This window comes from Streptomyces sp. NPDC051018 (assembly GCF_044456085.1).
GTDB lineage: Bacteria > Actinomycetota > Actinomycetes > Streptomycetales > Streptomycetaceae > Streptomyces.
The window spans coordinates 1-12499 of record NZ_JBITFN010000032.1; the positions used below are offsets into that span (position 1 = coordinate 1).

Annotated in this window: 16 protein-coding genes and 1 pseudogene; 7 read left to right on the forward strand and 10 right to left on the reverse strand. The window is 68.4% G+C overall.

All coding sequences use genetic code 11. The features are described from left to right. Nucleotides 1-254: 254 nt before the first annotated feature. From ACIBCM_RS33310 to ACIBCM_RS33320, 3 genes are all read left to right on the forward strand, one after another. Nucleotides 255-626 (forward strand): hypothetical protein, encoded by a 372-nt coding sequence (locus tag ACIBCM_RS33310; RefSeq protein WP_399249871.1) that lies wholly within the window; start codon nt 255-257, stop codon nt 624-626. Between the two features lie 115 nt (nt 627-741). Continuing rightward, on the forward strand, nt 742-999 hold the full coding sequence (locus ACIBCM_RS33315; protein WP_399249873.1) for a hypothetical protein: 258 nt from the start codon (nt 742-744) through the stop codon (nt 997-999). Nucleotides 1000-1176: 177 nt separating this feature from the next. Then, on the forward strand, nt 1177-1722 hold the full coding sequence (locus ACIBCM_RS33320) for a hypothetical protein (RefSeq protein WP_399249875.1): 546 nt from the start codon (nt 1177-1179) through the stop codon (nt 1720-1722). Nucleotides 1723-1889: 167 nt separating this feature from the next. On the opposite strand, the gene ACIBCM_RS33325 is transcribed toward ACIBCM_RS33320, so the two are convergent. The 3 genes from ACIBCM_RS33325 to ACIBCM_RS33335 form a co-directional block, all read right to left on the reverse strand. Then, on the reverse strand, nt 1890-2333 hold the full coding sequence (locus tag ACIBCM_RS33325; protein ID WP_399249877.1) for a hypothetical protein: 444 nt from the start codon (nt 2331-2333) through the stop codon (nt 1890-1892). 244 nt (nt 2334-2577) lie between these two features. Continuing rightward, nucleotides 2578-3234: a response regulator gene (locus ACIBCM_RS33330; protein WP_399249878.1), complete on the reverse strand. Its 657-nt coding sequence runs from the start codon at nt 3232-3234 to the stop codon at nt 2578-2580. Next, the gene (locus ACIBCM_RS33335; protein WP_399249880.1) at nt 3231-4373 is read right to left on the reverse strand and encodes a sensor histidine kinase; all 1143 of its coding nucleotides are present in this window, start codon (nt 4371-4373) and stop codon (nt 3231-3233) included. The genes ACIBCM_RS33330 and ACIBCM_RS33335 overlap by 4 nt, the downstream gene beginning before the upstream one ends. A gap of 162 nt (nt 4374-4535) precedes the next feature. Between ACIBCM_RS33335 and ACIBCM_RS33340 the strand changes: the two genes are divergently transcribed. Further along, on the forward strand, nt 4536-5027 hold the full coding sequence (locus tag ACIBCM_RS33340; protein ID WP_399249881.1) for a DUF6326 family protein: 492 nt from the start codon (nt 4536-4538) through the stop codon (nt 5025-5027). Nucleotides 5028-5810: 783 nt separating this feature from the next. Here ACIBCM_RS33340 and ACIBCM_RS33345 read toward each other — a convergent pair. Further along, nucleotides 5811-6479, reverse strand: coding sequence for an IS110 family transposase (locus tag ACIBCM_RS33345; protein WP_399249883.1), 669 nt, complete (start codon nt 6477-6479; stop codon nt 5811-5813). 937 nt (nt 6480-7416) lie between these two features. Between ACIBCM_RS33345 and ACIBCM_RS33350 the strand changes: the two genes are divergently transcribed. Both ACIBCM_RS33350 and ACIBCM_RS33355 read left to right on the forward strand, forming a co-directional pair. Further along, nucleotides 7417-8025, forward strand: coding sequence for a hypothetical protein (locus ACIBCM_RS33350; RefSeq protein WP_399249885.1), 609 nt, complete (start codon nt 7417-7419; stop codon nt 8023-8025). Between the two features lie 58 nt (nt 8026-8083). Beyond that, entirely contained in the window at nt 8084-8728 is a 645-nt protein-coding gene (locus ACIBCM_RS33355; protein WP_399249886.1) for a hypothetical protein, read from the forward strand. Nucleotides 8729-8913: 185 nt separating this feature from the next. Here the strand turns inward: ACIBCM_RS33355 and ACIBCM_RS33360 are convergent. The 4 genes and pseudogenes from ACIBCM_RS33360 to ACIBCM_RS33375 all read right to left on the reverse strand — a co-directional run. After that, a pseudogene (locus tag ACIBCM_RS33360) lies at nt 8914-9324 on the reverse strand (transposase); the annotation flags it as partial. 290 nt (nt 9325-9614) lie between these two features. Then, nucleotides 9615-10046 carry a hypothetical protein gene (locus ACIBCM_RS33365; RefSeq protein WP_399249888.1) on the reverse strand — a complete coding sequence of 144 codons (432 nt, stop codon included), beginning with the start codon at nt 10044-10046 and terminating at the stop codon, nt 9615-9617. 176 nt (nt 10047-10222) lie between these two features. Continuing rightward, the gene (locus ACIBCM_RS33370) at nt 10223-10444 is read right to left on the reverse strand and encodes a hypothetical protein (protein WP_399249890.1); all 222 of its coding nucleotides are present in this window, start codon (nt 10442-10444) and stop codon (nt 10223-10225) included. Between the two features lie 401 nt (nt 10445-10845). Next, nucleotides 10846-11166, reverse strand: coding sequence for a hypothetical protein (locus ACIBCM_RS33375; RefSeq protein WP_399249892.1), 321 nt, complete (start codon nt 11164-11166; stop codon nt 10846-10848). 172 nt (nt 11167-11338) lie between these two features. Here ACIBCM_RS33375 and ACIBCM_RS33380 point away from each other — a divergent pair, with 172 nt between their 5' ends. Continuing rightward, nucleotides 11339-11827, forward strand: a complete 489-nt coding sequence (locus tag ACIBCM_RS33380) for a DUF4265 domain-containing protein (RefSeq protein WP_399249894.1) — start codon at nt 11339-11341, stop codon at nt 11825-11827. Nucleotides 11828-11963: 136 nt separating this feature from the next. On the opposite strand, the gene ACIBCM_RS33385 is transcribed toward ACIBCM_RS33380, so the two are convergent. Further along, nucleotides 11964-12164: a hypothetical protein gene (locus tag ACIBCM_RS33385; RefSeq protein ID WP_399249896.1), complete on the reverse strand. Its 201-nt coding sequence runs from the start codon at nt 12162-12164 to the stop codon at nt 11964-11966. 137 nt (nt 12165-12301) lie between these two features. Further along, a complete protein-coding gene (locus ACIBCM_RS33390) occupies nt 12302-12466 on the reverse strand; it encodes a hypothetical protein (protein ID WP_399249898.1) in 165 nt (54 codons plus the stop codon). Nucleotides 12467-12499: the final 33 nt, after the last annotated feature.

Below are 12499 nucleotides of genomic sequence, written 5' to 3' on the forward strand. Positions count from 1 at the left end.
ACCATGCGCACCGCGCGACGGCGCAGCTCAAGCGGGTAACGGGAGGGTCGTGCCATGACTCAATCCTTACATGGAATCGAGTCTCCACCCGACACAGGGCGGTTCAGGATGCCGTACTGCATCTCCCAGGCCCGCCACTCGCACCAGTCTGCGCTGCGCTCCAGCATCATCCGGCGGGCTGCGTCCTCGAGTAGCGACCAGAATCGCAACACCACGCCTCCGATCGGTACTACGTCACGCCGGCGGAACTCCTTGTGCGCCTCGGAAGCTTTGGTCTCGGCCTCACCTGGACGGTACAGATCGACGACGCTCGTCTGGTCACCAGGTCTGCCGAGATCGAGAAGGCTTCCTCCGGTGCCGGGATCGGCACCCTGGAGCTACTGGCCCTGGTCGCGCCGGACCTTCAGTTTGTTGACGCGGACTTCGCGGGGTACGCAGGCAATCAGCTGAAGGTGGTGCTGCGGGAGTTCGACAGCACGAGTTGGGACCTCTGCACCGCGGATGCCCCGCTGGTCCGGGAGATCCTCCAGCACTTCCCAGACGCAGTACCGACTCCAGAGGAGTATCTCCAGGAGATCCCCTGGCCACGGACACGATCGGGACTCGAAGGCGCAGGAGCTGTCTGAGGATCTGCTCGACCTGGGGCAGCGCGATACACATGGCCGCGTCGAGTTCCCCCAGCCGGAAGTACCCGAAGGTATCGGCCAGGACCCGGGCGCGCGCCGGCGGCAGGACGGCTTCGTGGGTCAGGGCGCCGATCAGCTCGGCCTCGTCCGGTTCGAAGCGTCCGTCGATGCGGTCGAGCTGCTCGGCGGCGAGATGCCCGACGAAGTCCATCGCGAGGACCTGCAGTCCGACGATGTGGTCGTCGTCGGCTTCGACGGGCGGGGCGACCTGGATGGGGCCGGCGGTGTTGATGTGCGTGCGCGGGATCCGGAGCAGACCGTCCAGTGGGTGCGCGTCGTCAGTGTCCTCGAAAACGGGAGCGAGCACGGCTGAACCCGTACGACGGCGAGCCGGCCGGGCCGGCGCGCGTCGCCGTCACCCGAGCGGCCCGGGCGGGCATGCGGGACGGGCGCCTCGCGCCTAACGTCGACAACGCACACCAGTGGCGGTGTACTGGATGGCTCTCACGCCGTTCGAGGATGCCGGTTCGGCGTGGGAGGCCGGTCAGCCATGAGACTCACCGAAGCACGCCGCCGAGACCGGGACCTGGGCCGCCCTCTGCTCGTCACCAGATGGCGTGAGACGGCGGACCGGCATCTGACCCCGCTGCAACGGTCGTTGCTGATCACCTGGATCTCCTTCGGGGCCACCTTCGGCACCGTCCGCGTCATCACGCACGGCATCCGGGGCGGCTGGCTGCCGTGGGGCAACGTCTCCGCCGGTGGCGAACACCTACACCACTACAACATCGGCATCGCCACCCTCGCGGGCGTGGGCCTGATCGCCGTACGCGGTGACGAGCGCGCGGTGGGGCACCCCGGCGTCGCGGCCGCGTACGGCTGCGGCACCGCCCTCATCTGCGACGAATTCGCACTCCTGTTGGACCTGCAGGACGTCTACTGGGCCAAGCAGGGCCGGATCAGCGTCGACGTCTCCCTCGGAGTTCTCTCCACGCTGGGGGCCTATCTGACGGCGAAGCCGTTCTGGCACGAGATCGGCCGTGTCACCCGCCACCACATCGTGGCGGCGGCCACGCGCCATGGCGCCACCGCCTGATTCACCCACCCGCCTCATTCCCGCACGCCCGCAGCCGTCGAACGCCGCGTGCTCACGGCCGGGCCACCGCCGTGCGCGCCGGGCACAAAGGGCACGCCGGGCGTTCGCCGGGAGGCTCGCGGAGCCGCCCCGCCTGCAGGCCCCGCAGCCGGGGGCCCACGCTCCGGTCAGCGGCGATGAGCAAGGCGCTCAGGCGTGCGCATCCACGTCGCCGGGTCGGTCGTACGGCCCTCCAGATACTCCTGCGGCATCGCCGTTTGCTGATGGGCGTGAACGGCAGCGGCCCGCCACCCCGGAATGAGCACGGCGTCCCGGCCCGGATGGTCGACACCGTGCGGCAAGTCCGCCGCCCGGTCCTGGCCGCCAGTGCGCGCGGTTGCCGACGCGGCCGGGGCATCGTCCGGAACGGGAACGGGCGGGATACGGGCGGCACGGATCGCGTTCTGCACGGCGAGGCTCGCGACCCGGGCCCGCTCGTACCGGGACGACTCCTGCGGCGGACTGCCGTCAGCACCGGTGATCCCCGCTGCGGGCTTCACCGCGATGCCGACCGGCGCGTCCGATGCCGGATGTATTGAGGACTTCGCCGAGAACCCGGTCCACTGGGTCACGGTCCGCCCCCGGACGATCGGCCAGCACTGGGAAGAGCACGGGACGTGGCTGCGCCCGCCGGTCCTGATCGACCGGCGGCTCCACGACCCGTCCGAACGCGGGCTGCAGCAGAATCCGAAGTGGGGCAGCGCCGGCTCGGCGGCGCCCCTGGGTGTGTCCTGCTCCTGGCCCTCTCCCAGGATCAGCAGGCACCTCTTCTCGTTTCGTCGTCCAGAGACCAACTACAGCGCGGTGGATCCGGGTTCAGGCCCCCACCCGGCCGGTGTCGTACGCCCACATCGCGATCTCGACCCTGTTTCGGGCGCCGATTTTGGTCAGCAGGCTGGCAACGTGGGTCTTGACGGTCGTCAAGCCGATGAACAGTTCGGCGGCGATCTCGGCGTTCGTGTGGCCACGGGCGACCAGCGTCAGCACCTCCTCCTCGCGTTCGGTGAGCGGCTCGATCGGTTGGGTCCGTCGGCTCAAGGGTTCTCTGGCGGCGAGGGTGGCCAGCAGCCGCCGGGTGATGTTCGGCGCGATCAGGGCATCGCCCACGGCGGCGGCATGGACAGCCTGGACGAGCAGCGCCGGCCCGGCGTCCTTGAGCAGAAAGCCCCGGGCGCCGGCCCGGAGCGCGCCCTGGACGTACTCGTCGAGGTCGAATGTCGTGATCACCACTACCGCGATCGGGTCCGGGACGCCCCGCCCTGCGAGGAGCCTGGTCACCTCGATGCCGTCGAGACCGGGCATCTGGATGTCGACCAGGCACACGTCGGGGCGGAGCCGGTGCGCCAGCTCGACGGCGGCGTGGCCGTCGGCGGCCTGGCCGACGACCTCGATGTCGGGCTGCGCGTCAAGGATCATCGACAGGCCGGTGCGCACCAGATCCTGGTCGTCGGCCACCAGCACACGTACCGTCATCGGCGTACCCTCGTCGGCATTTCGGCGTCGACCGTCCACCCGCCCTCGGGCACTGGCCCGGCACGCAGCGTGCCGCCGAGCAGTTGCACGCGCTCGGTCATCCCCAGCAGCCCGAAGCCGTGTTTCACCAACCGTGCCGGGTCGATCTGTCCGTCGTCGCTCACGCGTAGTCGCAGCCTTCCCGCGCCCTCTACGACCCGGATCTCCACACGCGAGGCGTTGCGGGCGTGCCGCAGGGCGTTGGTCAGCGCCTCTTGCGCCAGCCGGTAGACCGCCGCGTCGACCTGGGGCGGAAGTTCGTCCATGTCATCCGGCAACTCCACGTCGACGACCGGGACCGGGGTGCGTCGGGCGAGGGACACCAGGTCGGCAACGCCGGGCTGGGGGGCGCACTCCGCCGGCGCTCCGTCGCGCAGCACCCGGACCATCGCCCGCATCTCCGCGAGCGTCCGCGACGCTTCCCCTTCGATGACCACCAGTGCCTCGAGCGCCGCTTCAGGACGCTGCCCGGCGATCGCCCGGCCCGCCTGCGCCTGCACAGCGATCGCCGAGACGTGGTGGGCGACGATGTCGTGCAGCTCGCGCGCGAGGCCGACCCGCTCCTGGCTGCGGCTCTGGTCCAACGCCCGGCGCCAGCTCTCGGCGCGGTAGCGGAACGCCGCCCCGCCCGACGACGCCGCCGCCAGAACGCCGAATCCGCCGATGACGTCGGCCGGCCCGGTGGAGTCGGCGACCGTACCGACTCCCGCAGCGACCGCCACCACCGCCAGTCCGATCACGATCTCGCGCCCTGCCCCCCAGCGGACCAGCGCGTAGACGAGCACCAGGAAGTAGATCATCGTGTCGAGGCCCACGCTCGGGGCCCCGCCCAGCAGGCTCGCCAGTCCCAACGCCATCGCGGTGCCGAAGGCCACCACGACACAGGCCAACGGATGGGTACGCCGCCACAGCAGCACCGGCGCAAGTCCGACCGCCACGATCGTCGCAAACGGCCGCCAGGCGACGTCGTCCCGGAGGGTTCCTTCGAGCAGCGCCGTCACCATCAACACCCCGACCAGCACCCAGTCGCGCGATACCCGTTCGGGAGCGTCCGTGGCGCGGGGCTCGGCCCACAGCGAGCTCAGGGCATTGGTGGTCATACACCCAGCCTAGGGGCCGCCGAGGCGTCGGAGACCGGCCGAAAGAACGAGACGCGGCTTATCCCAACGGCCGAGGCGGGTCCGGCCTCGACGCCGATGTGCCCGCCGCCGGGCTCAGCGATCGTGGGCCCACCAGTCCTCACCACACCAACGGAGCCCACGATGAGGCCGCGTCAACCCACCACGCCCGCACTGGACAACCAGCCGATCCCGGTGAGAGCCAAGCTCGCCGCAGCGTGGACAAGCTTGATGTTCCTGTACGTCTACGTGGACATTCTCGCCTTCTTCAAGCCCGGCGTCATCGATGACATCGAGGTCGGCATCGTCTGGGAGTTCGACATCAGCCAGACGCTGTTGACCACCTTCCTCGTGCTCATGGCGATCCCGATCCTCATGGTCGTGCTGTCGATGACGCTGCCCGCCCGGGCGAACCGCATCACGAACCTCATCGTGGCCTCGATACAGATCCCCTTCGCGGCATTCAACGCGGTGGGCGAGTCCTGGAAGTACTTCTACGGCCTTGGCGTCGCACTGGAAGTGATCCTTCTCGCCCTCATCCTGCGGTACGCCTGGACCTGGCCCCGCACCACGCCGTCGGCGACCATGGCGACCAGGCCGGACCGTGAAACCGTTCGCGCCCGGCAACAAGAGTGACGTACCGCTGGCCTTCCGGTGACAAAGGTGCCCGCGAAGTCCCCCGGCCCGGAGCCTGATGAAGCACTCCACCTCCCTGGACCCTCCGGCCGAGCGCGCGGTGATGGCGGTGTGTGCGTTCGCCGACGCCGCCGGACACGAACGGTGGAGCTCCGGCGCCGTCGAGGACGCGGCCACGGCGCTGGAGGTGCTCGCCGGAGCGCCGTCCGAGATCGGCCCGGAGGCCGCCGAGCTCCTGGAGGTCGTCCCGGACGCCGTCGCCGCGCTCCGCGAACGCGTCGAGCACGCTTCGGCCGCAATCCCGCCGTCCGGCCGGACCGACCGCGTGGAGGAGCCGGCCATGCTGAGCACCGGCCTGCGGCGGGCCTCACCGCGCACAGCCTCACCGGGCACCGGGTCCACCAGCTCGGCCCGCTCTGCTGACCGTCACGCTGGACGCGGCTCACGCCCAGTCCCTCGCCGCGCTGCTCGCCGCCCGCAGCGAACTCCCCCGCCAGGCATTCGCAGCCGCAGACGAACCCGGGAGGAGCGCAGGGCCCGCCGAGACAGCCGCAGCCCCGCTCGCGGTGGCCGTGGATGCGTAAGGGCCGGTAACGTACGCCCGAGTCCTCGAACTCGGGACAAGTCACCGCCAGCCTCTCCCCGGCAACGACACGGCAGGTGACCCCAGCGCAGAACACCCGCCCGGCATCGACGCGGGGCGTTGACCGAACGCATATCGTTGGGCGCCGTCGGCACTCGCGACATGCTCACCGGCCCCAGGCCCGGGATCTCCGGTCACTTTCACGCGTGAAACTGGCACGGGCCGGTGAGCCGGGCGGCCAGGCCGGGCACGATCAGCGCGGATGCCCCGGTGCCGGGAACGGCAAGGGTCTGCTCGGCGAGCGCCTGGTAGATCTCGGCGGTGAGGGGGCGGGCCTTGCGCGAGCCGTGCGTCTTGAGCAGGGCCTCGCAGCGGGTCCGGCCGAGTCTTTTCAGCCTGGCCGGGGAGCCTTCCGAGGACAGGAGGGCCTGAACGTAGGGGCAGGCCAGGCGCGGGCCGAGCACACGCTCGAGGGAAGGATAGATCCGGGAGAGCAGACCGCGCAGCTGGTTGGTAGTGCGGTTGACCTCGCCGGCCAGGTCGTGGTCGTAGCCGGTGAGCATGGTCAGCTCGGCCAGCGTCTCGTCGTCACGGTCCACCGCGCGCAGGGTGTGCGGCAAGGACCGGGCGGTCTCGGCGATCACGAACGCGTCGCGGGCGATGGTCTTGGCCTCGCCCGGGTGCAGGTCGGCGGCCCGGCGCATCCACGGACCGGGCAGGTAGGCGACCCGGCAGCCCGCCGCACGGGCCACCGTCAGCGGCAGCGCACCGATACTGGCGAGCTTGGAGAAGTTCCCTTCGACAATCCATGCATCGCGCCGGGTGACCTCTCCCGCCCGCCGGCGGAAATCCTCCAGAGACAGCGGCACATCCGGGGTGAACAGGAGGCCGTCGAGGTCGGTGCGGGGCGGCCTCGGGCGCTGCCCGCTGACGGGATGTTCTGCCGCCGGCTCGGGAGCGGGTCAGGCGTCTGTGGCTGGGGCCCTTGGCAGCGGCCGACCACGGCGTCCGCTGATCGCCTGGATGGGCAGTGTCATCCGCCGGCGCCGCAGGGGCGGGGACAGCAGGCCCGGTGAGGCCGGCGGATACGACAACGATCCATGGTAGCTGCGCCGGGAACACCAACCTGTCACCATAGCCCGGCAGTTGCGGGTGCTGGGCAAGGAGAAGAAGGCACCCGGCTCGGGAAAGATGTGGCGGGCGGTGGTGCCCGTCGAACAGCGTGCCCAGATCAGCAGCCTCGTCGACGGCGCTCAGGAGCAGCTCATCCAGCTGCGCGGGGCACAGACCGGTTCGAGTGCGGACGTGGCCCGGCATTTGCTCCGCATCCTCGGGCACAGCGCCGACCTGATCAACAAGGCCCTGCAGCACACTGTCGTGGCGGCCGTGAACGGCGGGGTGCCGCCGCAGGACGTGGCCCGGTGGGCAAAGCTGCCCCCGGTCCTCTGGCCGACGCGCTCAAGGCCTACCAGGACGCGGGCGACAGGTAGGTGCCGGCTCGCCGGGAAGTGGGCGGCCTGCGCCGGGGCTTGCGGGCGCGCTGGTGTAGGGTCCGGTGCTACCGCATCACGCGGCGCCACGTGATCGAAATACGCAAACGGCTCCTGCGGGCAGCCGGGCTGGTTTGGCTGGGCGGGTGAGCGGCGGCAGTGCGGTGGCCGGGCCTGGCGGCAGGCCGGGGCCGGCTCGGGGAACCCGTCGGCTGCGTTCCCAAGGATCTGTCTGGCTACGGCGTGCGGACGGACAGCGGATAGTTCCGCTAAGGGCGAGGAATGCTCATTCCTTCAGATCCAACGTTCCAGTGGTTTGGGATCGGCTGACGAGCGCAGCTTCCCGATGGTGCACGTCGACCGGGGCGAACTGGTGCTGAAGGGCGCGGGCATCTTACGGGCCGACATGGAGGTGATCGATGTATATCGCGCCACGATCGCCGATTACCGGAACAAGCTGAAGCGAGACGAAGCGCCGGATCTCGCGGGAACCCCCGATGTTCCTGCGAAATCTCTTGAGAAAGGTGCCAACAGGCAGCGGCCCTTTAACATGGGCATCCGCAAGCAGATGGAATCCATGGTCCACTTCCTCAAAAACAACGGCGAACTCATCGGAGTCGAGGTGAAGGTCGAGAAGAAACGCATCGACTACACCGCCCGGATGAGCGTCGACGGCCGGTCCCAGCACTTCTTGGTCGAATACAAGCACGTGACCGGCAACCTCAGTTCCGACTGCAGGAGAGATTTGGTCATGAAGTTGAATGTCCAGCTGACCGGGCAGATAGAAGGCGGTCGTGGTAAATATGCTGGGCAGACATCATCGATTGGCCCGAGTTCAGTAGCCTCGATGCATGTTCACAGGAGGCGTTCCGTGAGGTCATCGAGAAGGCCAAAGAGCCGGGTAGCAAAATTGGCATCAACGTGATCTCAAAGGAGTGATTGGCATGGGTGGCTCATACGCAGCGGGCAGTAAGCTGGTACTTATGATGGGTTCGGCCAACGAGACCGAGAGCGCTGTGCTGCGCAGAGCCGTCGCCGCATTGAGTACCTTCGCCGGCGAAGGCTTCCGGCCGAGTGATACCCGCAGTACCCGCTTCCTCGGCGGGGAGGGGGAGGTCATGACGGTGTTCCTCACTCATCCTGCTCACCCGGCGCTCAGCTCCTCAATCGAAGTAGGTCTCGGCGATTTCGAGCCGGATGGCTCCGGCGAGATCTACTTGACGATCCATCTGGACGAGCCGGAGGACGAACTCGAACGGGAGTGGGAGATGGCGCTCACTCTGACATCACAACTCGTGGCGGGCCTCCGCCCGAGCCTGGTGCATCTGACGGCGTGGCATCTTGACGGCTACGGACAAATCTACCCGTCCACACACTTTTTGCCCGGCTCCGGCCTTCCAGCAGAGTTCGGGCCGTGGACCTATGTCTCCGGCGAGGAGCTGACTGACCGGCTTCGCGGGCGACTCGCGTCCCTGCCTGCTTTCGCTTCCCACCCGCTCGGGGACGGCTGGCTGGTGCGGGCTGTCGAACACCCTGGTGACGAGCCAACGAAGCCATTCCGGGATGCACTGAACACCCTGAATCGCGAACCGATCGTCTACCGATCGACTCGACTCGCCGTCGGCTAGCCTCGCGCTTTCATGAAGCGGGTTGTCCGGCAGGCGGCCAGGAAAGCAGAAAGTGCCTCTGACCAGCAAGAATGAGGATTATCGGGGTCCTTGTTCCTGCCACCGCCGGAGGCACTTCCCAGGTGAAGCACTCTATCGGGTTGTACCCCCGCGTCCGCTTCCAGGACGACGGCCGCCAGGTCGTCTCCCGGGCGGGCGCGGTCGACGGGTGAGGGTCCAACGTGGTCCCCCGTTGAGGGCCGGACGTGCGATCCGTCCACAGAGCAGTAATCCAGGTCAAGCAGGTCGGCGTGCAGGCGTGGCCAGACGTCGGCCCCGGTCCAGTCCCGCAGCCGGCGCCAGGCCGTCACGCCGGAACAGCCCACGGTTTCCGCCGGGACGTCCCGCCGGGCGACACCGGTCCGCAGCACGAACAGGACACCGGCAAGTGCTGTTCGGTCAGGAACACGCAACCGCACGGGATGCCGGTGGCGTCGTTCGGGAGCGGGTGGAGGCAACGGGGCCACCCGCTCCCACAGGTCGTCCGGAACAAGATCAGCACGCCCCGGAAACCTTGCCGACCAAGATCGTCGAGTACAGGACCCGCGGCGTCTCATCGTGATCGGTGTCCGTCCTCAGAACCGGCTCCCGAGTCCGACATACAAAGAGGCTGAGTGGTGGGCTGTGCCCGTGCTGTGCGGCATCGGTCGCGTGGGACCAATGGTGCTCATGGGCGGCGTGGGCATGAATCCCGTCGAAACCAAAGCCGATCCGGCACGGACAGGCTGGACTCTTCGACCACCGCTTCCGCACGGCACCGCCCGGGCCGAGCCCGCGGGCCTTTCGCAGGCGCCGATCCATCAGAAAGAGAAGCCTCGGCTTCGGGGCACGACCGCGGCGCCTGCCCTCAATCCAGGGAAATCAGCACGCCCAAGCCCACCATCAGGAGCAGCACGATCGCAGTCACGACCAACTGAGTCCGCATGACCTCCCGATCCAACGTCTTCCTCCGCTGCCGCTGTTCCTCGCGGCCTTCCTCCGTGTCCCTGCGCCACAGAGGCTGGAGCACGGCTGTGCCATCGGCGATCGCGTCGGCGACCCGCTGCGCGTCGCCGGCGTGGAAAACTGTCCAATACCTGGTGCCATACGTGCCCGTCCCGGACTCGGTCGCGGTCCGGACATCGTTGGCTTCGACGACTGCTTCGACCTCCCAGACGACCGGCCAGGCGCGTAAGAGCTCGTGATAACTGAGGTAGCCGTCAAGGGCGTAGTAGTGCCACTTCTTCCGCTGCGCGATCAACTCCGCCACCGGGACGGGAGCGGGGATGTCCTGTGTCACAAGGCACCTCCAACCAGGTTGCACGCCAATCCACTCTGCCGCGCGACCACTGCTCCCACAAGGGCCGTCCGGGCCAGCGGATCGGCGTTGCGGTACGCGTCGGCCGGTCTCCGGCCTCACGGGCGAGTCCACCCACACCCCCACCAGGAAAGGCGCATAAAACCCCCGTTCAGAGGTCAGCCTGTTCGTCCGATGTTGAGGGCGCGGGTCATTTCGCAGTTGGCTGCCCGGACTGCTTCGCGTTCATCGGTTCGCTCATCCAGCTCATCGGCTTTGTCGGCGAGTTCGTGTTCCAGCGTGACAATCCGGCGTTGGAGCTGGTCGATGTCGGTCGGAGCGCCGAGGCCGGACTCTGCCCACACGCCTTCGCCGAGGTTCTCCGAGTGACGCTTCTCCATGTGACGTACTCGCGCTGCAATTGATCGTTTCAGAATGAGGTTCGGAGGCGGCGGAGGCATATGAGGCGGTGGGCCAGTTCGAGCAGGCCCTGTGGGGCGGGACGCCGGTCGTACCGGTCAGCAGACCCGGATGCCGTCCGCCTTGTCGTTGTTGGCGGCGCCGACGTACGAACTTGCCGAACGGGCGGTTGAGGTCCATAGCAGGGCCCAGGAGCTGCCCGTCCAGTTGTAGACCCAGGTCCGAGTACCGGTCGTCTGGTTGTTGTGCCAGGACGAGGTCTGGTCGTTGAAGCCCCAGTTGGCGAGGTTCTCGAAGGTGCAGTCCGACCAGGTCAGGCATCGCCCGTCCCAGTTGGAGTGTTGGTACAGACAAGTCCAGGTGTAACTGCAGTTGGGCGTGCCTAGCCCGGCGGCGGCTCGCCGACCGCCCTGGCCCGCTTCTCGCCCGGCAGCGGGATGGTCATGATGGCTTTGCCGCCGCGCCATGACATCTGATTGACACCGGTCTGCTTCCCACCAGGAGTAGCGGCGAGTTGTTTGTCGATCTGCTTCTGCAGAGCCGCGACGTCGCTCTTGCTCAGCCCTGCTTGCCTGGCCTGGGAGGCGATGGTGGACTGGAGCGCGGTCGGCGCGGCTGAGGACGCCGAAGTCGGTCCGGCCAGACCCATGACTGCCATTGCTCCCGCGCTGACGGCGATGACGAACTTGCTTCTCGTGCGCATAGGAAACTCGTTCCCTTCTGATCACGAAAGTCTGGTGTCGTACGGAGCGACCCGAACGGTAGGCGCCCGGGAGGTCTCGGGCCAGGGCAGATTCCGGTCGTCCGGCAACTGTCCTGTTCGGCCTTCCAGACGTGGCTCCGAGGCGGTCGTTCGCCGGATCATCGGCCTCGGGATGATGGCAGGCATGGATCGCGTGGTTGAGAAGATCAAGGTCTGGTTCCGGTTCGTGCCCCGTGAAGGATGGCTCCCTCAGGACACCGAGGGTCTGTGGGCGACGGATCTGGGAGACTGCACGGCCCGGATCGAGAACGCCCCCTTCCTCCAGGACGGAGTGGCCGAAGGCGACGTGGTGCGGTACCGGAGCGACCCCGACGGGCTCCGCTGGGCCGTTGGGCGGGTCAGCTCCTCCGGCAACTGCACCATCCGTGTCGTGCCCGTACCCACCGGCCCCCTCGGCAGAAGCCCCCAGGCGATCCATCAACGACTTTCGGCCTTCGGGCTCGGAGGCGAGCTCTTCAGTGACGACTTCCCCCTGGTGGCCCTCACCGTGGCGGCAGACACGGACCTCTCCGGGCTCAAGACCCTCCTGGCACAGGGGCAGGCAGAGGGATGGTGGCACTACGAGGTCGGATGCGGCACCGACGAGTGGCGGAACGCCTGAAAGGTCGCACTCTCCCGGTGTTTCATCAGAGGCCCCGGGCCTTGTGCGTGCCGTAGTTCTCGGCGGCGGCTCCAGCAATGACGGTGCCCGGAGCCGGGCACCGAGAGGCCGCGGGCCGGATAGGGGGCTGGTGGGTCTACGGACGCCAGCTGCGCAGCTGTTCCGCGATGGGGACGGCTGTGCAGCACGGCTTGTTCAGCTCGCGGGCGAGGGTGGCGAGTCGGTCGCGGGTGGGGTCGGCGGGGATGCCGCTGGCGTTGAGGTACATCACGGCAACGGCAGAGGCGACGGTGAGGTTGGACCACTCCAGCCAGCGGCAGCGCCCGAGAGTGTGCACGAGCGCGCAGGCCCTGCCATGGGCACCGCCGTAAACGGGCTGCTCGAGAAGTTCGGCACGCTGGCGGACGACGGCCGCCAGCGGTACTCCGAGGTCGCCGGGCGCGACGATGGCTCAGTCGGCCATCGCCCGCCATCTCAAACCGTCGAGCGGCGCACCTGCTCACCGACGAGGGGTTCACCGCCTGGGCCCGCTTGATGGTCGAGATCAGCGCGGAGCGAGAGTTCCTCGCCCGACGCCTGCGCGAATGGACCGTAGCTCCGGCCAATCACCACGGGCGCAAGCAGCCCCTCGGCGATCATCGGACTCGGTCTCGCCACTCTTCAACGGGGACG

Bases quoted from the DNA above. Each gene is read 5' to 3' on its own strand.
- ACIBCM_RS33335 (WP_399249880.1), bottom strand. From the start codon at position 4,373: ATGACCACCAATGCCCTGAGCTCGCTGTGGGCCGAGCCCCGCGCCACG.
- ACIBCM_RS33340 (WP_399249881.1), top strand. From the start codon at position 4,536: ATGAGGCCGCGTCAACCCACCACGCCCGCACTGGACAACCAGCCGATC.
- ACIBCM_RS33370 (WP_399249890.1), bottom strand. From the start codon at position 10,444: ATGGAGAAGCGTCACTCGGAGAACCTCGGCGAAGGCGTGTGGGCAGAG.
- ACIBCM_RS33390 (WP_399249898.1), bottom strand. From the start codon at position 12,466: ATGATCGCCGAGGGGCTGCTTGCGCCCGTGGTGATTGGCCGGAGCTAC.
- ACIBCM_RS33330 (WP_399249878.1), bottom strand. From the start codon at position 3,234: ATGACGGTACGTGTGCTGGTGGCCGACGACCAGGATCTGGTGCGCACC.
- ACIBCM_RS33355 (WP_399249886.1), top strand. From the start codon at position 8,084: ATGATGGGTTCGGCCAACGAGACCGAGAGCGCTGTGCTGCGCAGAGCC.
- ACIBCM_RS33320 (WP_399249875.1), top strand. From the start codon at position 1,177: ATGAGACTCACCGAAGCACGCCGCCGAGACCGGGACCTGGGCCGCCCT.
- ACIBCM_RS33375 (WP_399249892.1), bottom strand. From the start codon at position 11,166: ATGCGCACGAGAAGCAAGTTCGTCATCGCCGTCAGCGCGGGAGCAATG.
- ACIBCM_RS33380 (WP_399249894.1), top strand. From the start codon at position 11,339: ATGATGGCAGGCATGGATCGCGTGGTTGAGAAGATCAAGGTCTGGTTC.